Origin of the sequence: Streptomyces sp. NRRL F-4489, from assembly GCF_001509485.1 — a bacterium.
Lineage (GTDB): Bacteria > Actinomycetota > Actinomycetes > Streptomycetales > Streptomycetaceae > Streptomyces.
On the sequence record NZ_LLZI01000270.1, the window covers coordinates 23,585 to 49,298 of the forward strand.

12 protein-coding genes and 1 pseudogene are annotated in these 25,714 nt (G+C 69.0%); 10 read left to right on the plus strand and 3 right to left on the minus strand.

Going from position 1 to position 25,714, the window contains the following annotated elements; all coding sequences use genetic code 11:
* Positions 1–27 precede the first annotated feature (27 nt).
* Positions 28–10,320 (minus strand): LamG-like jellyroll fold domain-containing protein, encoded by a 10,293-nt coding sequence (locus tag ADL22_RS29310; protein ID WP_420711609.1) that lies wholly within the window; start codon positions 10,318–10,320, stop codon positions 28–30.
* A gap of 807 nt (positions 10,321–11,127) precedes the next feature.
* Here ADL22_RS29310 and ADL22_RS36515 point away from each other — a divergent pair.
* The 10 genes and pseudogenes from ADL22_RS36515 (at position 11,128) to ADL22_RS29360 (ending at position 24,247) form a co-directional block, all read left to right on the plus strand.
* A complete protein-coding gene (locus tag ADL22_RS36515; RefSeq protein WP_234430901.1) occupies positions 11,128–11,430 on the plus strand; it encodes a hypothetical protein in 303 nt (100 codons plus the stop codon).
* Positions 11,431–12,786, plus strand: a complete 1,356-nt coding sequence (eccD, locus tag ADL22_RS29320; RefSeq protein ID WP_066986507.1) for a type VII secretion integral membrane protein EccD — start codon at positions 11,431–11,433, stop codon at positions 12,784–12,786.
* Between the two features lie 71 nt (positions 12,787–12,857).
* The gene (locus tag ADL22_RS29325) at positions 12,858–14,108 is read left to right on the plus strand and encodes a MinD/ParA family ATP-binding protein (RefSeq protein ID WP_079064522.1); all 1,251 of its coding nucleotides are present in this window, start codon (positions 12,858–12,860) and stop codon (positions 14,106–14,108) included.
* A 66-nt stretch (positions 14,109–14,174) separates the two neighbouring features.
* Positions 14,175–18,082: pseudogene (gene eccCa, locus ADL22_RS29330) on the plus strand (type VII secretion protein EccCa).
* 82 nt (positions 18,083–18,164) lie between these two features.
* Entirely contained in the window at positions 18,165–19,583 is a 1,419-nt protein-coding gene (locus ADL22_RS29335; RefSeq protein WP_066986543.1) for a DUF6177 family protein, read from the plus strand.
* Between the two features lie 201 nt (positions 19,584–19,784).
* Positions 19,785–20,117, plus strand: coding sequence for a hypothetical protein (locus ADL22_RS29340; protein ID WP_066986510.1), 333 nt, complete (start codon positions 19,785–19,787; stop codon positions 20,115–20,117).
* 49 nt (positions 20,118–20,166) lie between these two features.
* Positions 20,167–20,478 (plus strand): pore-forming ESAT-6 family protein, encoded by a 312-nt coding sequence (locus tag ADL22_RS29345; RefSeq protein ID WP_066986513.1) that lies wholly within the window; start codon positions 20,167–20,169, stop codon positions 20,476–20,478.
* Positions 20,479–20,612: 134 nt separating this feature from the next.
* Positions 20,613–21,065 carry a DUF6507 family protein gene (locus ADL22_RS29350; protein WP_066986516.1) on the plus strand — a complete coding sequence of 151 codons (453 nt, stop codon included), beginning with the start codon at positions 20,613–20,615 and terminating at the stop codon, positions 21,063–21,065.
* A complete protein-coding gene (locus ADL22_RS29355; RefSeq protein WP_066986522.1) occupies positions 21,062–23,593 on the plus strand; it encodes a hypothetical protein in 2,532 nt (843 codons plus the stop codon). The genes ADL22_RS29350 and ADL22_RS29355 overlap by 4 nt, the downstream gene beginning before the upstream one ends.
* A 9-nt stretch (positions 23,594–23,602) precedes the next feature.
* Positions 23,603–24,247: a hypothetical protein gene (locus ADL22_RS29360; protein ID WP_234430899.1), complete on the plus strand. Its 645-nt coding sequence runs from the start codon at positions 23,603–23,605 to the stop codon at positions 24,245–24,247.
* Positions 24,248–24,447: 200 nt separating this feature from the next.
* Here the strand turns inward: ADL22_RS29360 and ADL22_RS35540 are convergent, their stop codons facing one another.
* Together ADL22_RS35540 and ADL22_RS29365 are read right to left on the minus strand one after the other, a co-directional pair.
* Positions 24,448–24,594, minus strand: coding sequence for a hypothetical protein (locus ADL22_RS35540; RefSeq protein ID WP_159048737.1), 147 nt, complete (start codon positions 24,592–24,594; stop codon positions 24,448–24,450).
* Between the two features lie 634 nt (positions 24,595–25,228).
* Positions 25,229–25,642: a cupin domain-containing protein gene (locus tag ADL22_RS29365; RefSeq protein ID WP_066986525.1), complete on the minus strand. Its 414-nt coding sequence runs from the start codon at positions 25,640–25,642 to the stop codon at positions 25,229–25,231.
* Between the last annotated feature and the right edge of the window lie 72 nt (positions 25,643–25,714).

Genomic DNA, 25,714 nt, shown 5'->3' on the forward strand with positions numbered 1-25,714 from the left:
CTCCTCCTCTATTTATCTGCAGTTTGGTCACGGGGTGCCACCGACGGGAACTGGATTACCGCCGAGAGAGATCCGTCCGATGTTGCGCCAGTCCCCAAATTTGTTGCTGTACATATCGTTGGGCACGAATTTATCCAGGGATATGCCCCGTGTGCCGTCCGCAGCAACTCCCTGTGCGACCATCTCGTACCCCTTGGGCACGGTTCGATTACCGTCATAGGTCGGCGTGACTTTGTAGTGCACGACCTGCCCGAGACCAATCGCCTTCTTGATCAAGGTCTCGTACTTGCTCATGCGTTCTGGATTGCCCGGATCGTCCTCAGCGATGGGGGTCGCGTTGGCCGAACGCGAGCACGTCGACAGATTCTGCAAATTCCTCCCGTCGCCACCGAGCTGGCGCGCAATCAGGTGGCAAGCGTTGACCCACGAACCGGGAGGACGATTCCCGAGGTACCCAGCCATCCCCCTGGCCCAGGCGTATCCGGGGGGAGTCAGTTTCGACGACATTGTGCTGGATCCGGGGTGCTCGGCGATGTAGGCCGAGTCCAGGCACGCCTCCGCGCCGGTAGCGCGGTTTCCGTTGGCCGGGTCCAGAGGGCCGAGATCGATCCAACCAGAACCGCCACGGCGGCAATCCACCTGCTCGTCGTTGGCGTTGCCACTGCCGGAGTCGGCGCCTGGTGCGGGATGATGGGCCGGGACTTCGTCTGGTGTGTACTGCTCGTCGCCGCCCAGCATCTCGATCATGTGGAGGGCACCGAGGACGATATTCCAGCCGTCGCCCGGCTTCCACTGACCGCTACCGGGGTCCCAATCCGGTTTCGGAGTGGGACGGTTCGGGGCCGGCTTGGGGTGCTTGCCGCGGTTGGGGTTCTGCGGGATCGGCGGGCGCGGCGGGCGGACGGGACGTGCCTTGGTCTGCATCATGGTCCGGCCACGTGCCCGGTAGGTCGCCCAAGAGCGCCAGCGGCGAGACCCGGAGTGCGTATAGGACCCTCCTCTATAGGCTCCGGGGGTCGACACGATGAATTCGCGGCCACGAGACGCCTGTGTCCAGTAGTCAACCTGCCCTGCCAGGGGGTTGGTGGAGGTAATGGAGTCCCAGGCCATGGTGGGACGGTAGCTGCCGATGACCCCGCCCGTGTGGTTGCGGGACCACTGGTCGATGACCACGGCCCCACCGCCGGTGACGACGCCCCCGAAGATCCCCCAGCCAAGGGCCTCTCCCAGCGCGAGGCCGCCGCCTATCACGAGCGGAATGAAGTGGCCTGTTGGGTCGGTGGCGTTGAGCGGATCGGCATCGCCGTACAGGTAGCGGTTGCCCTTGACGGACGGTGTGGGGTCCAGCTGCCAGGTGTCGCGGGAGGCGAAGGTGCCGGTGCCTGGCTGGTACCAGCGGGCAGCCATGTTGATGTCGCCGCTGGTGGGGTCGGTCCAGCCGGACTGGTAACCGAGCGAGGCGGTGATGCCGGCCTTGGCGGTGACGGTACCGAAAGGGTCGTAGGCGGTAGAGCCGGTGACTTTCGTGCCGTCCGGGGTCAGGCCCGCGACCACGTCGGTGTGGCGGTCTGTCAGGGAGCGCTGTGCCGCGGCCTGGCCGTTGGACGTGGCCAGCAGACTGCCGTCCGGGGTGTGGCTGTAGGTGCGGGTGCCGTCGCTGACCGGGTTGTTGGACCCGCCGTCGTAGGTGAAGGAGGTGTCGCCACGCCGGGTGACGCGGTCCAGCGCGTCATAGGAGTACGTGGTGTCGCCGTCGGTGATCCGGCGTTCGAAGGCGTCGTGGGTGAGGTGGCGGGAAGCGCCCTTGCCGGAGTTGATGGAGGCGAGGGCGCCGCGTGGTGTGTAGCCGTAGGTGGTGTCTCCTTGTGTGAGCAGCTGGTTGCGTTCGTCGTAGGTGGCGGCGGACGTACCGACCGCGGTGCGATTGCCTGCCGCGTCCCACGTGTAGGAGGTGGTGGTGCCGCCGGCGGTCCAGGAGGTCAGGCGGCCTGCCTTGTCGTAGCCGTAGGTGTTGGTGCCGGCGCCGGCGGTGCCGTGGGTGGTCTTGGCCGTCAGGCGGTCGTCGAGGTCGTAGCCGTAGCTCATGGCGGTGACCTCGCTCTTGCCGTCGGGCGAGGTGATCTTGTCCTCGGTCAGCCGGCCCAGGGCGTCGTAGCTGTCGCTGCGTCGTGCGCCCTCGGTCCAGGCATCGCTGGAGGACGGCGCACGCGTGGCGTACTGCTCCTGGGTGACGCGGCCGGCGGCGTCGTAGGACACCTGGGAGCGCGCGCCTGTCAGGGCGTCCTGGGTCAGGCTGAGTCGGCCTGCGCTGTCGTAGGTGAAGGTGGTCGTTCCGGACGCGTCGGCGCGGGAGGTCATGTTGCCATCGACGTCGTACGCGTAGGTCGACTTGCCGCCCTTGCCGTCTGCCAAGAGGAGCTGACCGCGGTCGTTGTAGTGGAAGGTGTTGCGGTCCGGCCCGTCACCGGCGCCTGTCGCGGTGAGTCGTCCGCCCAGGTCGTATTCCAGGACGCGGTCGCCGGTGGTGGCTTCTGCTCCCTGTCCGGTCTCCTTGACCAGTCGTCCGGAGAGGTCGAAGGTGCGGTGGCGCGTTACGCCGCCGGGCAGCAGCTCGGTGACGTCCTGGCCGGCTGCGTCGTAGATCGTGGTCCAGGTGCGGTCGGTGGCCTTGAGGTGGGCCTTGGTGGCGGGTTCGATGGTGGACTCGGGCAGCCCCCAGGGGGTGAAGGTGTATGTGGTGCTGTTGCCGCGGCCGTCGGTCATACGCGTGCGGTTGCCGGCGGCGTCGTAGCCGAAGCCGGTGTTGATCGACTTGCCGTCGGCCACCTCTTCGGTCTGGCTGGTCATCCGGCCCAGCGCGTCATAGGCGAACTTGATCGTGCTGCCGGTCGCCGTCGTGGCGGCAACGCGGTTTCCGTCGGCGTCGTACTGGGCTCCGGTCGAGCGCAGCGCCTGAGTGCCGGTGCCGTAGTCAGTGGTGCCGGTGATGTTGCCCAGGCCGTCGTATTGCGTGGTGCTCTTGCGGCCGGTGGCATCGGTGGTCTCGCTCCGCCGCCCCAGTGCGTCATAGCCGAACGTCGTCGTGCCGCCCGCGGGGTCGGTCGTTTCGACCGGTTCACCGGCCGCGTTGTAGGCGGCCTTCGTGGTGCGGCCCGCGGGGCTGGTGAAGGCGATCTGGTTGCTTGCGTCGTCCCAGGAGTAGCGGGTCGTCAGGTTGTGGTCGGGGGCGCTGCGTTCGACGACTGTCGAGGTCAGCTTGCGGCCGAGTCCGTCGTAGGTGGCCTCCACGCGTGCGCCGTTGGGGTCGGTGGCCGACAGCGGCAGGCCGGTGGGGGTCCAGGTGAACCAGTGACCCTTGTCCGGGAACTGCGGCAAGCCCTTGGGGCCCAGCTTGAACCAGCTGCTCTTGTCGTTGAGTTGCGGCGTACCGGCGTCCGCCTGCCGCATGGGGAGGGTTTTCCCGGTGAGGTGGCCGAACTGGTCGTAGGCGTACCCGACAACCCGTCCCAGCGGGTCGGTCGTGGAGGTGATGCGGCCGACGCCGTCGTATGCCGTCCGCTGAACTGCGGTGATCTTCTCGCCGCCCGGCGGGGTGTAGCCGGGCAAGGTGACGGCGGTGGCGCGACCGAGCCTGTCGACTTCGGTGCGGGTGATCGCGCCGTTGGGGTCGCGCGTCGCGGTGGCTTCACCGAAGGTGTTGTAGCCGGTGAGTGTGGCCGGCTTGACGGCCTTGGCCTCCGCGCCTCCCTGCTCGGCCTGTATCTGTGGGGAGATGCTCTCCACAGGGCGGCCCAGCTCGTCATAGCGGACGGTGGTGGTGAAGTCCGCGGCCTTGGCCCCCTCCTCCGTGCCCCGCGGGCTCACCGAGGACACCAGCAGACCGCGCTGGTCGTAGGCGTACCGGTTGGTGATCTCGCGCTTTCCGTCGTTGAGGGTCTCGGTTACGGGGTTGCCCGCGGTGTCGTAGGTGACGTGCTTGGTGGTCAGTGCGTTCTTCTGCTCGGCGAGTCGGCCGCCCGGGTCGTAGCCGTAGGTGGTCCAGCGGTTGAGGCCCTTGGGGTCGAGGATGCTGCGGGTGATCCGTCCTAGAGCGTCCACCTCGCGGGTGACGGTTGTCCGTCCACCGCCGGTGGTCTGCTCGGTGAGGTTGCCCGCGCCGTCGTAGTGGTTCTTCTCCAGGACGATGTCGTGCTTACTGCCGTCGGCCTGTACGACGTCCTTGGCCGTGACGGTGGCCGGCAGGCCGTCGTCGTAGTAGGTGTACGCGGTGGTGGCGCCCATCGCGTCGGTGGTTTCGGCCAGTCGCCCTGCCGGATCGTAGGAGTGCGAGACGACGGTCAGATCACGTGGCTCGCCGGAGGGGCCGCCTTGCCAGTCCTTCAGGACGGTGGTGGCGTGCTGACCACGAGGCGTGTAGGTGTAGGCGAAGGTATTGCCGATCGCGTCCTGCTGGCGGTCAACCCGGCCGAACGTGTCATACCCGTAGCTGGTCTCGTTCCCCTCGGCGTCGGTGGTGCGTTCCAGGCGCCCGTGGGTGTCGTAGTGATGGGTCGTGACGCGGGTGGCGTCGCCACCCGTGATGTCCTCGGTGGACTCGGTCAGCAGCTTGCCGTCCGGGTCAAAGGTGCGGGTGATCTTGGCGGTGTGGGTGGCGCCGGTGATCTCGTTCTTGACGCTGGTGCCTGTCTCGGACACCACGCGCGAGAGGTTGTCGTGGGTGTAAGTGGTGGTGACGCCCTTGGGGAAGGTGTCCGATATCTGGGTTTCGGAGACCTTGCGGCCGAGGCCGTCGTAGGCGAACCGCGTGATCAAGCCGGACGGCGAGTTGGTCCGAGCCAGGTCGCCGTTGGCGTAGTAATCGAAGCGGGTGACCGCGCCGTCGAGAGCGGTCTGGACGCTGACCAGGCCCGCGGGTACGGTTCCGCCGCCTTCGGCCGCTTCCGTTCCGGTGGTGTACGTGGTGGCCGAGGTGCTCCCGTCGGCGAGCACGGTCTTGTCGGGCAGACCGTGTGCGGTGTAGGTCATCGCCGTCTTGTAACGGTCGTCCTTGGCGCTGGAGGAACGGGCATCCCGGGTCGCCACGATCTTGTCGTTGCGCGGGTCCAGCGGGTCCTTGTCGTTGACGTAGTAGTCGGTGAAGGTGGTCCAGCAGGAGTTGCTGTCGCGGCAGGTGGTCCTGGAGACGGTGTTGCCGTGCGTGTCATGTCCAGTGACCGTGGTGTGCCCGTTGGGGTCGGTCACGGTGTGCAGGAAGCCGCCGGTGTCGTATGCGTAGGTGGTGCGTCCGCCGTCGGCATCGATGGCGGCCACCGGTCGCTGGCCGCGCAGCGCGTCATAGGAAACACTGCTGGTGCGCCCCTGCGGGTCGGTGACCGAGACGGTCGACGTCAGCGCGGAGAAGCCGGAGTGCTGTCGGCCCTGGTAGTGCCGGGCGACCTGGTCCTCGGTCAGGGTCTTGGGGTAGACCGCCGCCTCGTCCAGCTCGCCGGTGAAGTACCGGGTGTCGGCCTTGTCCAGGCCGTCCCAGCCCCGGTTGGAGTATCCCGCCCCGAAGTAGGCGTACGTCATCGACTGCGGCTTGACCTCGCCGTCGAGCGAGCCCACCTTGGTGCCGTCCAGGTACATCGACTGACCGCTGCCCGAGCCGGCCAGAACGACGTGGTGCCACTGGCGGTCCGTGACGGCGCCGGGCGAGATGATGCCGGTCGGCGACGCGGCAGTCCACAGGCGGCCACGCAGCTTGCCTTGCGGGTCGATGAGCAGACTGGGATTCCACTTTGACGGTGTCTCGCCCAGCTTCCTGTCCTGCAGACTGAACAGCACTCCCGGCTTATCCGTACGGAACCACAGTTCCACCGAGATGTCTGGAGCCTTGACCAGCCGCTCGAACGGAACCTCCACCGCACCGTTGCCCGAGAGGTGCACCCCGTAGTTGTCGGCGGTACCGAAGATGCCGAACACGCCTCGCTGAGCATTGATGTAGCGGCCGGTACCGTCGTTCACCGCCGTGCGGCTGTGTGCCGTTTCCTCCATGTCGTCCAGCCGCCAGTAGCCGCCTGGCGCGTCTGCGGTGACGATTCCCTGGTACGCGGCGCCGCTGCCGGATACGAGACCGTTGCGGGCCAGGTAGTGCCCGGTCGCCTCCGCCCGGGAGACGGCGTAGGAGTAGAAGGCGACCTCGTCCACCTCACCGGTCAGGTACCGGGTTTTGTTGCCCTCTATTCCGTCCCAGCCCGTGCTGGAGAAACCGGCACCGATGTACGCGTGCCCCACGGTCTGCGGCTTGACGGCTCCGTCCTTGAAGCCGACGGCCTCACCGTCGAGGAAGAGTGCCTGTCCGAAGTCGTGGACGGCCAGCACCACATGGTGCCATGTGCCGTCGGTCACCTTCTGCGCGGAGACGATCGGGTCGTTCTTCCCCCCACTCGATATCTGCGCCCGCAGCTTGCCGTCGGCGGCGACCAGCAGGCTGGGGTTCCACTTCGACGGTGTCTGTCCGAGTTCCTTGTCCTGCAGACCGAACAGGACACCCGGCTGCTCCGCCCGGAACCACATCTCGACCGATATCGGGCCGCCGTTGTGGAAGGCGTCCGTGGGGAGTTCCACTGCGCTTCGTGTGCCGTCCAGAGTCAAGGCACCGTTGTCGCCGTCTGCGAAAGCTCCGGCTCCGCCGAGCTGGGCACCGTCAAGGTATGAGCCGTCGCCACCGTCGCCGATCTCATTGGCGGCAGTGGCGCCGCTGCGCTCGCCGAGCCTCCAGTAGCCGGCCGGCCCTGCCTTGCGCACAGCAGCGGCGTAGGCCGTCGAACCGGTGGAATAGGTGGGAGCTGACACCTTCCAGGTTCCGCCGTTGCGGTCGGTGATTTCGGTCGCCCGCCCGGTGGCGCTGTCGTACGCAACCTGGGCGTGGACCCGGCCCGACGGCAGGGTGGCCTTGGTCATCTGGCCGACGGCCTTGCGGGACGCGTAGTGCTCAGCCACGGCCGCCGCGTCCAGCGCGTGGTGGTAGATGGCCACCTCGTCCATGCTGCCCTTGAAGTGATGCACGCCGTCGGACGTCCCCCAGCCCGGGCTGGAGAAGCCGGCACCCAGGTAGGCATACGACATGTTCCGGTGGTCGATCGGGCCGGTACGCGAACCGACGAGCTCACCGTCGAGGTAGAGAGACTGCGTGGTGCCCGCGCCGGTCAGTACGGCGTGATGCCAGACATCGTCCGTGACCGCGGACTTGCTCACGATCGTCTCGACCTTGCCGGTCCAGTACTGTCCGCGCAGCTTTCCGTCCCTGTCGATCGTCAGCGGCGGTACCCAGTCCCCAGGCTGCCCTTCGTCGAGACGTCCATCCTGAAAGCCAACCAGCACGCCGGGGGTGGTTGTCTTGAACCACAGCTCGGTGGTCAGGAACGTGGAGGTCCGCAAGGTGTCCTCGGGCAGTTCGACGTAAGAGTCCTCACCGTCGAACTCCGCGCCCAGGTCGCTGGTACCCGCCAACGCGCCACTCTTACCGAGCTGCACGTCTCGGTAGAGGGCGTCGTTCAGACCGGTGCGTGAGGGCGCTGCGCTCTTGGCGACCGAGCCCTCGGTCTCACCAAGTCGCCAGTAGGACAGGGGGTTACGGTCCAGGACGGCGCTGCGGTACAGCGAGCCGTCGGCGGTGTCGTACACCGTGCACTTGGTGCCGGAGTCCGGTGCGCAGACCTTCGCCAGGCGACCTCCGGAGTACCCATAGGTCCAGGTCAGCCCGGACTTTCCACCGCCGACCTCATTCGTGGTCACCGATGCGACCCGGTCGTCCCTCCAGGTGAAGGCCAGAGCGCGTCCCGACAGCGCGTCCTTTGCCTGTGCCAATCTGCCGTCGGTGTATGTCAGGTACTGTTCCCGCCCGGCATCGTCCGTGATCTTTGTCAGGCGTCCGGCGGAGTCGAAGGAGTACAGGATCGCCGAGCTGTCCCGCAGAACCCAGCCGCCATCCTTGGTCTGGGTGAGGGTTCCCTTGCCCCCGGACGGACCTGCGTAGCTGCCGTCCGTGTTGCGGCCGAACCGGACCCGGCTGCCGTTGGCGAGCGTGACGACCACATCGCCGCTGTTCTCGCGCAACGCCCGCATGTCCCAGCGAGTCGACCAGCCGGCGCCGAAGACGTTGTCGGTGCGCGGGTCGAGCGAATTGTAGGTACGGGTCACCGCCAGCTCGGGCCCGACGGTGGACACCGAGGCATCGGTCGCGGCCGTGGAGTAGTTCCCGGCCCGGGCGCCGAACTCGCGGCCGCCGTCGCCACCGAGGTATCCGGTCACAGCAGGCTGCGGCACCTGGCTGCTGAAAAATGCCGGGTTGGGGCGGACGGAGGTGTCCTTGCCGTCGTAGACGTAGGCATACCAAGCGTAGTTCTTGCCCCAGGACAGCCAGCCGCTGGGGACCGACCACTGCTGGGAGGCACCACGCGGGCCCATGCGGCAGTTCTTGCGAGCGTCCTTGCCTTCGACCTCGCACACCTCGAAGGAGTACTGCAGCGCGTTGCTCGGATAGTGGTCGTGGTCCTTGCCCGCGGCCCACAGCGTGGGCGTCAGCGAGGGCAGGATGCCCCCACTGCCCGGTGATTCGGCTGTGAGCTGTGGCGGGATGTTGGCGGCGGAGAACTTGATGGCGGCACCAGGCACACCCCGGTCGGTGAAGCGAACGGTGCCGACGTCTTCCATCGTCCACACGAGCGTGTAAGTACCGGGCGCCATCGGGGCGATCGCGGCGTCGAGTGTCACGCTCTCACCCGGCTTGACGTCACGGGGCATCGCGGTCCAGCGCACCTTGGAATCCTCGTTGAGCCGCATGCCCTTGGCATCGAACAGGTCGTAGCGCAGCTTGTACTGGCCGGCCTTTCCCCAGGTGTCACGGCCCTGGTTGGTGACCGTGACCTTCATCGCCCCCTCAGAGGTGGCGGTCACCGGCTTGGTGAAGGCGCCGGCCTTGTAGGCAGCCCCGTACTTGTCCCACGTCACATCGAGACTGGGCTTGCCATTGGGGTAGTTGTCCGATCCGAACTGCTTCCATGCCCGGGAGTCGGATTCCGACGCCTTGACCGCCAACCCGTAGTTCTTCTTGCGGCCGTGTGTCCAGTCATCCACGAGATGACGGCCGGCTGTCCCGAGATCAATGCCTTCCCAAGCCGGGCCGCAGGACCAGTTGTTGGTCCCTGCCGGCCGCCAGCCGTGCGCAAAGCTCTTGGACGCCAGCGACGGCCCGGTGGCCGGCCCGGGGTACTTCGTGGTGCTCCTCTCTTCCCAGTTGGAGGTGAGGGGATGGACTGTCACCGGACGCGCGCTGCACGAGTAGGACCAGGTGTTGTACAGCGACAGCCGGGCGCCGAGCACCCAGGCGTTCTTGAGCTCCGACTCCACACCGTTGAAGCGCAGGAAGGAGGCCGCCTTGTGCTTACCGCCGTCGTACGTTCCGACCTTGAGGATGGTGTCGCTGGAGAAGTTCTGGTCGTACGGGGACTGGACGTACGTACCGGACGTGGCGGCAAGTGCCTTGACCGAGGGGTCGACCCGCACCGGGAAGACCCGTTCCGGCGCGGCCAGCCACTCCTTGTCCAAGGAGACAACCAGGGTCTGCCGGCCGTCCTTGTCCTCCAGGCTGTAGTGCACACCGGAGGAGATCTCGCCCTGGTTCCCGTGCTCGTCGAGGGCGGAGTCCTCCATCCAGCCCGGCGGCATCCAGGCCCGCTCACGACCGTCCTTGTCCGTGAAGGCGACACCACCGCGCTCGTCCGGCTTCGCCGTCAACCCCTGTGTCTGCAGCGGGAAACGCCACTCGGTAGGCGCCTCCTTGCCCTTGAGGAGCAGGGTCTCCTTCACCGAGTCACTGCTCGCGAGGTACTCCAGGTCCGCGCCCGGCCGCGCATCGCGATAGGCGACCAGCGCTCCGTCCACGGCGCCCTCACGGTGCGCGGCGCCTTCGACCCCGTAGCCGATCGCGTATCCCTCACCGACATCCATCGTCAGCACCGGGGTGGCGTCAGCGTGATCAGCGAAGACGATGCCCGACTCCGTCGACCGAGTCTCCCAACCCGGCGCTGCGGCACTCATTGTTCGCGGCCCCGCAGGGGATTCCCGGCGGACGAGCGAGGGGTCGATCGCCTGCCACTTGCCGTCCCTCGTCCGGAAGTTGACCGGCTCGTCGTAGAAGCGCGTGGTGTACGTACCGTCTTCATTCCGGTACGTGCGCTGCTGGCGCGCCCGCTCGTCCACGACCTCCCGGCTCGATTCGGGATCAAATCCCTTGGGCTCAGGCACGGGGGGCGCCTCGACCTGCTCGGCAGGATCCATGGCAGGCGGCGCGGCCGCAGCGCCTAGCTTCTTGCCGGTCAGCATGTCCTTGCCGGGAGCTCTCTGCTCTGCCGGCAACTGTCCGGGGGCCTCCAACGCCCCGGCACGACCACCGCCGGCGCGGGCACGGGTGTCCGCGGCCGAGGAGTGGTGCCCCTTGCCGTCGGCCGAGCCCCACCGCTGCTCCGGTGCGTCAGTGATCAGCGAGTTGACCTGCTCCCACTTGTTCAGCGCCAACGCGGCCTGTTCCGTGCCACACAGCACAGCGAGCACGAAAACAATGAGAGTTGCGACAGATCGCACACAACGCACAGGAATCCCCCACGGAGCAGCCAAAAGCGATCAATGTTTATGACATCCGCCCCACTCTTTGCAAATTACATAGAATCGGAAAGAGAGATTTATATCATCTTTGCGATATCGTGACGCTCTCGCGCTTGACGAGGCATCAGCAGGCGCCACTCGTCACTCTTCGCTTGAACTAGGTGGTGGCTGCCGAGCTGCATCGCACATCGTCGGCAGCCGTCTGCGGGATCACGCTGCCCGTGACAGTCGCCCAGCCCGTGTGGCGACCGATGAGGCAGTCCGTCCGAATCTTGCGGATCGCCCGCGGGGGCGGGGGTGTACTCACCACGCGGCCGAGGAACCGGCGCTGTGGGGCCGCCTGCCCGGCGCACCGGTCCGTCGCCAATAGGCCCATGCCTTATGTTGCGAGGGTAAGTCGGGACGACCGAGGCGGTGGAAGGCGACGTAGTGCGGGATTACGACAGTCAGTTGCTGGAGTCGGTGGCGGTGCGGCGGCGCAGGATGCGGGATGCCGTGCTGTTCGGTGCGCAGCGGGGGCGGCGGTCGGCGGATGAGCGGCTGGGGAAGGTGTTCGCGGGGATCGCGATCACGGCTGTGCTGTGTGCGGGGTGTGTGGGGTGGTCGTTTCTTCAGCACACGCTGGCGCAGCAGAAGTCGGAGCAGGAGAAGCAGCAGAGGCAGGTGCGGCAGTACGGGCAGGGGGCGCGGACGGCGGGAATCCGGGGCGTGTCGGCGGATCGGAATCGGCCAGGCGGTCCGGCTGAGCCGGGAGTTCGTCAAGGGCGCGATGATAGGTTCCGGTAAGTGGTGAGCGGAAATGCGACTTCTCGGGGGCAGCTGAGTCGGGTGACGTTGGTCGGTGACCGGCGGCGGGCCGATGTCGTTCTGCTTTCCGATACGCCGATCGGGCAGTTGATTCCGGATGTGCTGGAGTTGCTGGGCGATCGGCCCGCGTCACGGCCGGCCGCACGGCAGTTGGCGACGTCGGACGGAACGGTTCTGCCGCACGACAGCACACTGGCGTCGGCCGGGATCGCCGATGGGACGGTGCTGCGGCTCGTCACGGCGCATTCCGCGCCGCCCGCTCCCGTTATCCACGATGTCACCGACCAGGTGGCTGACGATCTCGACGTGCGGGCTTGGCGCTGGCGGCCGGCCGCGCGCCGGGCCGGCGCCGGTGTGGCGAGCGTCGCCTTCGCGGTGGCCGCCGCGCTGCTCGCCCGGCGTGAGTTCCCGCTCGGTGGTCTGGCCGGTGTGCTGTGGGGTGTGTCGCTCGTCCTTCTGGCGGCGGGTGCGCTCGCCGCGAAGGCCGGGCGGGGGAATCGGGGCCTGGCCACCGCGCTGCTGGTCGCCTCCGGCGGGCTCGGCGTGCTCGCCGCGTGGACGGCGGCCGATGCCTACGGCTGGCCGGGCGCCGGGCGGCTCGCCGGCGTGGCGGGCGCGCTGGTGGTGGCGCTGGCGGCCCTGGGGTACCTCTCGCCCCTGGGCAGGGGCGGGCTCGTGGGGGCCGCTGCCACCGCCGTGCTCGCCGCGGCCTGGGAAGCGGCGGCTGCCGTTCAGGGCGATCCGGCCCGGCTCGGCGCGGTCATGGCCGTCTTCTCCCTGGTGGTGCTGGGGCTGCTGCCGCGGCTCGCCCTGATGGCGTCGGGGTTGACCGCGCTCGACGACCGCCGTTCGGCGGGGGTTTCGGTGAGTCGCCATCAGGTGGGGACCGCGCTTGCCGCGACGCATCGCGGCCTCGTTCTGGCGACGACGGTGACCGCGGGCTCGGCGGCCGCGGCGGGCTGGCTGCTGACACCGGCGCAGCGGCCGACCGTGTGGACCGTGGCCCTGACGTCGCTCGTCGTGGTGGTGCTGCTGTCGCGGGCGCGGGCCTTCCCGCTGGTCGCCGAGGTCGCCGCGCTCGTCGTCGCCGCGTCGTGCCTGGTGGTGCGCCTGGTGATGGTGTGGATGGAGCACGAGGGGGGCGCCGGGCCGCTGATTGTGCTGTGCGCGGCCGCGGTGCTGCCGTTGGTGGTGTTGGCGGTGCGGGTGCCCGAGCACATGCAGGTCCGGCTGCGGCGGATGGCCGATCTGGTGGAATCGGTCGGGATGGTGGGGCTGTTCCCGCTCGCGTTCGGGGTGTTCGGTGTGTACGGGCAGCTGCTCCACCAGTTCTGACAGTTCTGAACAGTTCTGAGTCGATGTGCGAGCGCTGCGGGCGGGGCAGCGGGTTGGGATGAAGGGCAGGCATGTCGAGCGGAGACGGCTGGCAGGGGGATGTGCTGCGCGATCTGCGGGGCGGCGCACAGCAGGGGGCGCAGGGCCCGTCCGCCCCAACGTATGGCGACCCGGCGCCCGGGCCGGGGCTTCCCGCGGAGGTCCCCCAGGGACCGGGGCCCGGTACCGCGGGTGAGGTCGGCGCGGCGCGGCAGGCCGGTCGTCCGTACCCGGTGGAGGGGCCGCAGGCGGGCAGCAATGGCGGCCGTCCCGGCTCTCCGCACCCGCACCCGCAGTCGTACGGCCAGCCGCAGGAGCAGCCCGCCCCGGCCCCGTACTCCCCGCAGACCCCGCCCGGCACCGCGTCGTCCGGCTCCCGGCCCGTGGTGGACGAGGGGATGCCCGGCCTGCGCAAGCCGCGGCGCGGTGAGTCCTGGGCAGCGCGTGCCGCGCGCGCCCTGCGCCGTACGCTCTCCTCGTCCGCCGCCCGTGAGGTCGCCGAGGCGACCCGCACCGCCGCCGTGCTCCAGCAGCCCGTGACGACCGGCCGGCAGATCGCCGTCACCTCCATCCGGGGCGGGTCCGGCAAGTCCACCGTTGCCGCGCTGCTGGGCACCGCCTACGCGCACTACCGTCAGGATCCGGTCCTCTTCCTGGAGGCCGATCCGGCGCTGGGCTCGCTGCCGCTGCGGCTCGGTGCCCCGTCGCGGCGCTGGACGACGAGCGATATCGCGGACCTCGTGAAGCCGGACATGACGCTGCTCGACGTCACCGGTTATCTCGTCCAGCTGCCCGATAACGCGTGGTTGCTGCCCGCGAGTCTGGGGCAGATCGGCGCGATGCTGGACAGCCGGGCGTACGAGCGGGCGGTGGTGGCGCTGCGGCGCTACTTCGGGGTGATGGTCGTCGACTGCGAGACGCTGCCCGCCGAGGTCGCCCGGGTCGCGCTGGCCGCCTCCCACAGCCGGGTGCTGACCGCGCCGGCCACGCCGGAGGGCGTCAGCAGTACGTACGCCGTGCTCCAGTGGATGCGGAAGCTGCCCCGGCAGGTGATCGCCGGCACGGTCGTCGTCCTCACGGAGCTGGTCCCGCACCAAGGACTCGACCTCGACGAGGCCGCCCGGCGGATCGGGACCACGGGGGCGAGCGTCCACGTCCTGCCGTACGACCGGCACTTGGCCGCCGGCGGGCCGGTCCGTACCGAACTCCTCGCCGCCCCGACCAGGGAGGCCGCCGCGCGCATCGCCGCGGACGTCTTCCAGCTCGCCCAGACACGCCACTGACCGGATGCCGGGCCCGACCGTGCGCCACGGCCGGGCCCGATGAACTGCGACTGACGGACGACGACGATGAGTACCCGACTGATCCACCGACCGGCCAGGACCGTCCGGCCCCCGGCCGCCTCCGAGCCGCGCGTCATCGAGGCCCCGCCCAACCTCCCCGAGGGCAAGGCGGGCAATATCGCCATGTCGCTGCTGCCCGTCGCCGGTGTCATGTCGTCGGTGGTGATGATGACGGTGGTGCGCAACAGCCAGTTCGCCGGGCTCGGCGCGATCATCCTCCTCGTCACCGTCATCGGGTCCGCCGCCCTGGTCTTCTCGCAGCGCGGCAGGGCCCAGCGCACCCGGCGCACCCAGCGCGAGGCGTATCTGGCGTATCTGGAGGACCTGCGCGAGGAGCTCTCGGCCGACGAGCAGCGGCGCCGGGAGCGTGCCGAGGTGCTCGACCCGCCGCCGGCCGCGCTCTACGACATCGTGCGCGATCCGGCGCGGCTGTGGGAGCGCCGGCGCGCCGACGCCGATTTCCTGCGGGTTCGGGTGGGCGCCGGCGAGATGCCGGTGCGCGAGATACAGATCGCGCAGCAGGGGTCCTCCGTCCTCACGCCGCCCGACCGGTTCATGCTGAACGAGGCGTCGGCGCTGCGGGCCCGTTTCCGCACCGGCACGGAACTGCCGCTGACCGTCCCGCTCGACCGCGTGGGCAACGTCAGCGTCATCGGTCCGCGCGAGGACTGCCTGCGCGTCGCGCGCGCCGTGCTGGTGCAGGCCGCCGCGCTGCACGCGCCGGACGATGTGGCGATGGCGCTCGCGGTGCCCGGTGAGCGGATCGCCGAGTGGGAGTGGGCCAAGTGGCTGCCGCATCTGCTGGACGCCGAGCAGTTCGACGGGCCGGTGGCCGCGCGCCGTATCGCGCCCTCCCCTCCTCAGCTCGCCCGGCAGCTCGGTCCGGAGCTGCGGCGCCGCGCGTCCTACGCGGCCGAGGTGCGCCGCGGCTTGTCCGGTGACGACGCCCTGTCGATGACGTCCCGCTTGCTGGTGGTCGCCGACGGACACGGCGCGGACGCCGTTGAACTGCCGTGCCCGGACGAGGCGGTGGGCCTGCGGGAGATGGGAGTGACCGTGCTGCACCTGCTCGAACAGCGGGTGCAGGAGCCGGGGCAGGTCGGGGTCCGGATCACCGTGGACGGCGAGCGGGTGGTCATCGAGGACCTGCGCGGGCAGGAGCCGGCCGGCGCCCATGGCACCGTGGACGACGTCGGCCTCGCGTTCGCCGAGGGGCTGACCCGGATGCTGGCGCCGCTGCGGCTGTCCGCCGAGTCCCGGGCCGACGCGCCGCTGACCGGGCCGGTCGACTTCGCCGAGCTGCTCGGCATCGACGACGTGGCGCGGCTCGACCTCGCGCGCCTGTGGGCGCCGCGCGGCGAACGCGCCTTCCTGCGCGTCCCCATCGGCGTCAACGACGCCCGCGAACCGGTGCTGCTGGACCTGAAGGAGTCCTCGGAGCTGGGGATGGGCCCGCACGGCCTGTGCGTCGGCGCCACGGGCTCGGGGAAGTCCGAACTGCTGCGCACCATCGTCCTCGCCCTGGCGGCCACGCACCCGCCCGAAGACCTCGCCCTGGTCCTCGTCGACTACAAGGGCGGCGCCACCTTCGCGCCGTTCGCCGGCCTGCCGCACGTCGCCGGGGTCATCACCAACCTGGAGAACCAGGCGGGCCTGGTCGAGCGCGTCCACGCCTCGCTCGCCGGCGAGGTCAAGCGCCGCCAGCAGGTCCTCAAGGACGCCGGCAACATCGCCGACATCGGCGACTACGCGGCCCTGCGCGCCCACGGACGGCCCGGCCTGGAGCCGCTGCCGCACCTCTTCGTCGTCATCGACGAATTCGGTGAACTGCTCACCGCCAAGCCGGATTTCATCGACCTGTTCCTGTCCATCGGCCGCATCGGCCGCTCCATCGGCGTCCACCTGCTGCTGTCCAGCCAGCGCATCGAGGGCGGCCACCTCAAGGGCCTGGACACCTACCTCTCCTACCGGCTCGGCCTGCGCACCTTCTCCGCCGACGAATCCCGCACCGTCCTGGACACCACCGACGCCTTCCACCTGCCGCCGATCCCCGGCTTCGGCTACCTCAAGGTCGACACCAGCCACTACGACCGCTTCAAGGCCGGCTACGTATCGGGCCCCTACCGAGGCCCCGTGCAGCGCGAGGCGGACGAGGACACGGGTCCCCTCGCCCTTCCCTACGGCACCTTCAACTCCCTTGCCACCGCCGGGAATTCGGACGAGCAGGAGCAGGCCGTACGGCGCCGGGAGATGGGGCCGACCGAGCTGGGCGTCATGGTCGGGCAGCTGACCAACGCCGCGGGTGCGGTGCGCCGCATCTGGCTGCCCCCGCTTCCCGATGCGATCGCCCTGGACACCGTCGCCGGCCCCCTGGACGTCGGTACGCGCGGTACGCAACTCGCGGGGCGCCGCGGTCCCCTTGAGATACCGCTCGGCGTGCTCGACGACCCGACCCGGCAGTGGCAGGGCCAGTGGTACCTGGACCTCACCGTGGCGGGCGGCCACGCCGCCGTCATCGGCGGCCCCCAGTCCGGCAAGACCACCCTCCTGCGCACCCTCGTCCTCTCCCTCGCCCTCACCCACACCCCGCGCGAGGTCGGCGTCTACGGCCTCGACCTCGTCGGCGGCGGCCTCCACGCCTTGTCCGGCCTGCCACACGTGGGCGGCGTCGCGGGCCGCGCCGACCGTGAACGCGCCGCCCGTACCGTCGAAGAAGTACGCACCATGCTCGCCGCCCGCGAGGACCTCTTCCGCGAGCACGGCATCGACTCCGTCGAGCAGCTGCGCGCCCTGCACGCCGCGGGCCGGCTGCCCCAGCTCGCCTCGGCCGAGATCGTGCTCGTCATCGACGGCTTCGGCGCGCTGCGCGACGACTTCGAGGAGCTGGACGACGGCGTCACCGACATCCTCAAGCGCGGCGGCGGCTACGGCATCCACGTCGTCGCGGGCATGCTCCGCTGGAACGACGCCCGCATCGCCGTCCAGTCCACCTTCGGCACCCGTATGGAACTGCGCCTGAACGACCCCGGCGAATCCAGCATCGACCACAAACTCGCCGCCACGCTCTCCCCCGACGAGCCCGGCCGCGTCCTCACCGACCGCAAGCTCTTCGCCCAGGTGGCACTGCCCCGGACGGACGGGGTCGCCGACACCGCGGAGCTGGGTACGGTCCTGGAGCGTACCGCCCGGACCGTCCGCGCCACCTGGAGCGGCGAGGTCGCCCAGCCGGTCCGCGTACTGCCGCACCTCCTGGAGCCCGGCCTCCTGCCGGGCCCCGCCACCGAACCCCGGCGGGTCCCGATCGGCCTGGACCAGACCGCCCTCGAACCCGTCCTCCTCGACCTGTTCGGGCACGACCAGCACCTGCTGGTCCTGGGCGACAGCGAATGCGGCAAGACGAACCTGCTGAAGACCATCGCCGGCGGCCTCATCGACCGCTACGGCGAGGACGAGCTGGTCTTCGCCGTCATGGACCCCCGGCGGAGTCTGCGCGGGGCGATCCCCGAGGAGTTCAACGGCGGCTACGCCTACAACGCCAAGCTGTGCGCGGGCCTGGCCGCCGGCGTCGCGAGCGTCCTGCGCGCATCGTGGTCCTCGTCGACGACTACGACGTCCTGACCACCGCCGGCCAGGAACCTCTCGCCCCGTTCCTGCCGTACGTCCCCTCCGCCGCGGACATCGGCCTCCACTTCGTCCTCACCCGCCGTGTCGCGGGCGCCTCCCGCGGCCTCTACGAGCCCTTGGTGCAGAGCCTGCGCGAATCGGGGGCCTCGGCGCTCGTGATGTCGGGCGACCGCGGCGAGGGCCAGCTGTTCCCCGGCGTCTACGCCTCCCAGCAGCCCCCCGGCCGCGGCGTCCTCATCCGCAGGGGCCGCCCCAACCGGCTGATCCAGACCGCGTACTCCCCCTCGTGACGCACCGGGACCCGCCCCGCGCATGTGCGACCACGAGGCCCACGGCAGCCATGCCACGACCGATGAAGGACCGGACGAGAACATGACCAAGGACGTCATCGCCCTCACCTCGCGCATGCCCGACCCCTGGGCCATGCTCGCCGGCCTGCTCTCCGGGGGACCCGACAACCTCGTGGACACGGCGGGCGAAGGAGCCGTGGTGCGGCTGTGCGACGCCGAGGGCCGCCCGCTCGTCTCCGTCGAGGCGCCGCTGCTCGTCCAGGTCCAGGGCGAGGCCGAGCGCCTGCTCGGAGCCACCCCGCCGCCGGTCCCCTATTGGTGGACCGAGGCCCGCGCCACCACCGGGATCGCACACGCGGAAGAACTCGCCGGGACCTTCGCCGCCCGGCTGGCCACGCTGGCCGGCGGCTCCGCCTGGCCGCCCGAGGCCGCGCGCTCCCTGGCCGTGGTGAAGACCGAGGGGGTGACCGTCGCGTCCCCGCCCACCGCGGGGCAGCCCGCCGTCGACGTCCTCACCGACAAGGTCGCGGTGGTCATCCAGGACCGTCCGGTTCTCGCCATGACCGCCTGGCTTTCGGACGCGTTCCGCACCGCCGCCACCGCCGGGCTCGGCCTCCAGGTCGTCACCCCACCGGGAACCGCACTCTCCCCGGCGGCGCGCGACAGCCTCAGCGCCTGGCCCTCCCGCTGGGTCGTGCGGGACGAGCGCGACGGCTACTACGACGGCCTGACCGGAGCCGTACTGCGCTGGCAGGACGGCATGTTCGCCCCCGCACCGTCGGCGGAGGCGACAGCTGACGACCCGCGGACCCCGGTGGCGGCCTCCTACAAGGAGGTCACGGCTACCGGCGAGCGTCAGCTGGCCGTGACGTTCCGCACCGTCCACCCCGCCGACGAAAGCTTGGTGCTCGGTGGCGCGCTGGAGTCGATATGGCGCGAACTGACCGGTGAGCCGCCGGCCGGGTGGGGAACGGCGGAACCCGCCAATCTCCCCTGGTCACCGCGGCAGATCACCGATCTCGCCCGTGAGCGGGCGCCGGAGCCGACGTGGTTGGTGGTGGTCGGCGGCCCGGACCGGCCGGGCCTTGCCACGGTGCGGATCAGCCGTACGAAGGCGGGCGTGGAGGAACACGTCACGCTGATGTTCGGCTACGGCGCCGGCGAGGAGCCCCCCGTTGCGTCCCTGACCGGGGCCGCGGAGCTGCTCGCCACCCGGCACCACCTCCAGTCGATGCTCGTCCAGCTCCGCAAGGCCCGCCGCGACCTGGCGGTGCCGCCCCGCTTCGAGGGACCGGGCGTGCCGGTTGCGTTCGTGCTCGGCGCCGAGGAGGTCCGGCAGATGCCCGGTGACCGCGCCCGCCGCACCCCGCTCTCCCCGGCACCGGTCCCCCTCGGTCCGACGGCGCGCCCGGCGCTGTACTACCCGCTGCCGGGCAATCCGTCGGACCTGTCGGGCTGGCAGGACTTCGAACGTCTGATGCGGCATCTGAAGGGCGCGTGAGCGGGGCCGGCCGGCCGGATGAGGGGAGGCAGCGAGGAGCAGCGACTTTGAGCCACCGTCAGCCCTTGTCAGCCCCTGGCAGCCCCTGGCAGCCAGCCACTGTCACACCCTCGTCGTAGCATCGGATTGTCGATTGCGGCGGTTACGTCGCGGTTGATAGGCATGGCCGTAGGCACGTCAGGACTGGTAGGGGGAGCTGGGATGAAGTTCGACATGGGGGCGCAGACGCTCTCGACGCTGAGGTCGCAGTCGCAGGGGTCGAGTACGGAACTGGGGTCGCTGATCCATCAGCTGGTCCAGGCGGCCCAGCCGTTGGAGGGGAAGTTCAACGGCGCGGGCAAGGCGGCGTTCGATTCGTTCAAGGCGCACGCGGACGAGATCACGGCGGAGTTGAACAGCGCGCTGGCCGCGATCGTGGGCGGCCAGTCGGGCATGGAGTCGGCGTTCGGCTCGGGCGTTCAGGAGCAGGCCGACAACGCCCGGTCGCAGATGGCGGCGGCGAACTTCGACGCGGCCCGCTTCTCCGGCCGCTGACCGGCCGGCGCGGCAGACGTCATCGGATTTTTCAACGGGGAGGATAGTGATGGCTGCGGGTATGGACCGCCGCTCGTACGACTCGGGCGCGTCGGCGGAGGCGCAGGGCAACATCCAGGCGGTGATCGGACGTCTGGAGCAGGTGATCGCGGCGCGTGACGCGCAGGTCAAGCAGGCGATGGCGGACTTCACCGCGGACGGTGTCGCGGAGGAGTACCACGCCAAGGAAATGCGCTGGAACCGCGCCTCGCAGGAGGTCAAGAACATCATCCACCTGCTGAAGACGACGCTGGAGAAGAACGACGCGACCGCCCACCAGACGCTCGCGCGCGCGAAGTCCGCGGTCGACAACATCGGCTGACCGGCCGCGGTGGACCGGCACGGCAAGCGCCTTCCGGGGCGCGCCGGCGGGGTGGTCGCGGCCGCCCGGGGAAGGGGCGGCGCCGCACATGACAGCTGCGGGCGGCGCGGCGGAAAGTGAGGCAGGGGGGATCCATGACGTCGTGGGATATTCAACCGCAGGGTGTGCAGGGTCAGTTGAAGGTCGTCGGCGGGCACGCCGAGGACCTGGGGGACGTGCTGAGCGGGTTGCTCGCGGACCTGCGCGACGCCGCGCAGGCGGCGGGCACGGCCGTGCCGGGCTCACAAGCGGCCGCGTCACCGCACGGGCCCGTGATGCCGGGGCCCGCGGCGAAGGGGCCGACGGGCGCACCGGTGTGGTCGCAGACGTCGACGGGTCCGGTCGCCACCGCGCTGGCCGCGTATGCCGCGGCCCGCAAGAACGACTTCAACGCCATGGCCGAGCGCTGCCAGGCCGCCGTTCTCGGCGCGGTGAAGGCCACCAATGAGTACGTCCAGGGCGACCTGGAAGCCGCGCGGAACGCCCAGAACGCCGCCCGCGCCGTACGCCTGGACGCATTCAAGGACCTCGGGGGGAAGCAGAGATGAGCGACGGCGCACCGGTCGACCCCTCCGAAGTACCGGTCTTCACCGGCGACCTCGACCTCCTCGAATCCAAGGTCAAGTCCCTCTCCCACGGCGGCCCCAAGGTCGAAACCGCCGGCTCGGCCGTCCACACCTCCTTCGGCGGCCTGTCCGCCTTCTACAAGGCGCCCGAGGCCGAGCAACTCTTCGCCGTCACCAAACCCGTAGCGGACACCGCCCGCGACGTCAGCCACGACATGCGGGTCATCGCCGGCGCCCTGGGCACCTACGCCCACGAGATCCGGCCTCTGGTCAACCAGCTCAAGCAGCTCCAACAGGACGCCGCCGACTTCCGCCACAAGGTCGAGGGCAGCGACGACGACTGGCGCGAAGACAGCGACCTGATCGAGGAGAATCTGGCCCGCCGCAACAAGATCGCCCAGGTCTGGGCCGCGTTCCAGGCAGCCGAACGCGACTGCCACGCCAAGATCGTCGGCCTGGTCGGCGGCCAGAAACTCCACACCCTCGACGCCGCCCACAAGAGCGGCTACGGCTACGACGCCAAAACCCTCACCCACTCCCCAAGCCTGCCCTGGGGCGAGGCGGTCGAGGAATCCGTTCCCTGGTGGAAGGTCTGGGACCACGCCTACGACTTCGGCAAAGGCGTCCTCATCGACGGCGCCGGCGGCGCCATCAAAGGGCTGCTCACCCTCGTCGGCGTCGATGGCTGGGACGCCGCCGGAAAGGCATGGAAGGGCCTGGCCAAACTCTCCACCACCGCCGGACTCCTCGGCATCATGCCCGCCGCGGCCCCCCTCTACCTGATGACGCCAGGACGCATGCTCCCCTCCTGGTTCCGCGACGCCCGCACCGCGATGCTCGAGTCCGGCAAGGCCTTCGTCGCCTGGGACCAATGGCAATCCAACGGCTCCCGCGCCGCCGGCGCCGTCACCTTCAACGTCCTCACCGCCCTCATCACCCGAGGCGGCGGCGCCGCCGTCGAAGGCGCGACCAAAGCCGGCGCAGCGGCCAGAGCCGCGTCCATGGCCGGCAAGGTCGGCGAGGCCATCGACCCCATGACCTACCTCTTCAAGGGCGCAGGCACCGGCGTATCCAAGATCAGCGACGTCATGGCCCACCTGAAGAACACCGGCCATCTCCAGGTCCCGAAAATCTCAGAGGGGGCCTTCAGTCTGCCCGAAGGCGCCGTCAAGCTCCCGGACGGCACGGTGCAGTTGCCCAAGGGCACCGCCATCCCCGAAGGGGCGACCAAGCTCCCTGACGACCGGATCAAGCTGCCCGAAGGAACCGTCGACCTCCCACCGAACACGGTGAAGGACCCGGCCACCGGAAAGTACATGAGCGGCAGAGGCGACCTCTACAACGAGGACGGCACCCTCTTCCAACACGCCGAAGACGCCCCCAAGGCACAAACCACCACCTCCGCCGCGGGCGCGGACACCCCGCGGACCGAGACCCCGGTTCGCCAGGAGCAACCGGTCCTGGCCGGAGTCGGCGGACGGGGCGATGACGCCGTACCCGTCGGCTCGGACGTGCCCGGCCGGGCGCACGGCGGCGTGGGCCCCGGAGGGAGCAGACCGGACGACGGCATCCGCCCGATCTCTGCAACGAATCATGATGGCCCAAGCAGCACCGGGAGCACTCACACGCCCAACAACGACCATATCGACGCCTCCCCCTTGGGCGGCCGGGCCAACACGGAGGCCAAACCCGTTGAGTCAGGCCACGGCACGGGGGTCGGGCAGGATGCGGCGCACCAGGGCGGTCACGGAAACGCGCCATACAGCGGACACGAAGAGCCGACTTCGTCCGATGCCAACTCCGGAGGTGGCGCCGGCTCCGGCCATGACAGCCATGGGACGGACGCACCAGGCACCCCTGACGAGCCTTCCGTGCATCTCGAAGGCGATAGCGTTGCTCAACAGCCTCTGGGCAAAATGGCCCCCGAGCAGGAAGACGCGGTCCTGGCCGCACTTACGGAGTCGAAGGTACCTCCGGCGGACCAGGAACGAATGCTGATTCAGCTCCGAAAGTCGGGCTATGGAGGAGCTGTCGCCGAATATATCGCAGGCGGACGATTCTCTGACTGCCCAGGATATAAGGATCTCATCTTCCAGGTGAAGCAGAGAGACATGATGCCAGCTGTTCATCAAGCACTGGAACATGCCGCCGACCTGCAGACCAAGGGTGTAGGTAACATTGAATTCGAGTTGAAGCTACCCGACGAAAATCTCGACTTGGATGTTCTCGTAAGATCCGAGAACGGCATCGAGTACGGCGCCCAACTCAAGGATCTGCAGAGTGCCAATGGGATCAAGTCGGCGGTGACGAAGATCGCGAAGGCTCAGCTCGCAGGACCGGGAGTGAAAGTGAAGGCCGCGATTCTGGACATTGACGATGTCAAGGGATCATTGACAGAGCGCATGTTGAATATTGTCCACCGCGCCGCGGACCGAACCAATGCCTCTTTTGAGCTACGCTTCAAGGACGGTTCTTTCACCGTATTCCCGACCAATGCAACTAAACCGTAAGGAAAGTCCATGCCGACTCTGATGCGCGCACCAAAGGAATGCGGATCATGGTTTTGGGATCTTGAGGACGTGACCGGGCCGGGGCTGGAGTCAGCTCTCGAGACGGCTTCGCGCATGTCCGCCGTTCTGCAGGCGAACGAGTTGCTGAAGCCCGCCTCCTTGGAGTGGAGCTGGTTCGAGGTGGGCAAGGGTGGGATCGGTATCCATACTCGCCTCGACATCGCGGGGCGCTCACTTGAAGACCCTAAAATCGCGGAACAGGCAAGGGCCTGCCAACCGGTCGGCTACCCGTCAGCAGAGATGTCCGAGATCACCGTGGTCGGTTCGGGTATTTGGCTCGACGCCGAAGGAAAACCCCATCGCGAACCTCGCCTCGTAGAACTCAGCGTATCTCCCGACGTCATCGGCCCCTCGGCGGAACTCTCCGTCTACCACGACGTCTGGAGTCTATGTGATTTTCAGGGCAGACCACATCCTGCCGTTCATGAACGCAATGCCCCGCGCCTCGCGGAAGCGCTGCGACATCTGGATGACATGCTGGGGGTCTTGGCCGAGCCAGGGGAGCCGACCTATTTCGGCGTCGCCGAGGGCCACGGCCTCAAGGCTCCCGACATCATTGACGGGCTCGGGCCAAATTTGACTGACCTGCTATGACATAATCCAAATTCAACGGTCCACGCGATCCCACTCAGAAATGCACTGAGCGGCGAGAACCGGGAAGCCAGGCACAGCATGGCACCCAAGAGTCTGGTGTAAGGCATGGAAGTCGGTAGGAGCGGGACTTATTCCAACCTAAACGCGGAGGCCCGATAGCGCTCGGATATGGCTCGTCCATTGCCGACACGCGTCCATGTTCAAGAGGGCGAGCCGTACTGGTCGATGGTGTGCGCGAGACCGGATTCCTTGACCAGAGAGAACCGGTGTGCCGAGGATCGCGTGGCGTGTTCCTCGACCGGTTCGCCGACCCGTTCGGTGACGGCCAGTGCCATCGCCTTGGTCATCTCGCCAAGCCGCTACCGCAGACCACCTACCTATGCTCTTTGCGTGCGATGAGCCGGCGACTCCATCTCGGTAAGCGACGGAAACGGGTTGACCACCTCGGGCCGCTGCCCTCACATCACGGAACGGCGGGCGACCGAGAAACCCACCCGCCAGGTTCGGCGACCTTTATTCCACAAGTACGGTGTGACTCCGCAAGGGAGTCGAAGGCGCGCCGGACAAGGCTTCGGGGCGCTGAGCCGCACTTCCCCGTCGGCGATCGGGCGGGACTCGGGGGATCGTCAGTTGGCGACGCGGGGACAGCCACGTCGTCATGATGCCGATGCGGCGGGACGCCCAGATCGACACCGCGCGGCGTGTCTCCAACCCCTCGGCACGAGGAGCAGTCACTGGGCGGAACGTCAAGCCGGCCGCGGTAGCCACCGCAACGAGCGCGTGGAATTCCTGCGATTCCGACTTTCGGTGGGCTCCCGCTATTGCTCTGTTGAAGGTGGGCCGGCGCGGCGTTCCAGACGTCGGTTGCCCGTTGGTGATGGCCAGCGCGCCGAGCCCGGAGCACATTCAGGTCTCGTGGGTGTCGTAATAGCGGCGGATGTCCCGGGCTGCGGCCCGGGACATCCGTATGTGCGGTAGGGGTCAATTGCTGCGGCGGCGGGGGGCGTTGTATTGGGAGGTCGTGACGGGGGTGGACCAGTGGGTTTCGGGGGTGTGGTCGGGGGTGGTTTCCCAGAGGGCGAGGTGTTCCATGAAGTGGTTGGGGGTGGCGCCGTGCCAGTGTTCCTCGTGGGGCGGGCAGCTGATGGTTTCGCCGGGGTGGGCTTCGAGGACGGTGCCGTCGCGGGTGCCGATGAGGGCGATGCCGGAGGTGATGTGGAGGGTCTGGCCCACAGCGTGGGAGTGCCAGTTGGTGCGGGCGCCCGGGGCGAAGCGGACGAGGTTGGCTCGCATCCGGGACGGTTCCTGGCCGGTGACGATGACGTCCCACCAGACGTCTCCGGTGAACCAGTCGGCCGGGGCCTTGCTGGTGGGCTGGCGCTGGATGAAGTGCATGGGGGTGCCTTTCGGTCCGATCGGTCCGATATGGGAGTGGGGTGGGGGGTGGTAATTCGTGTGGTGGGTGGG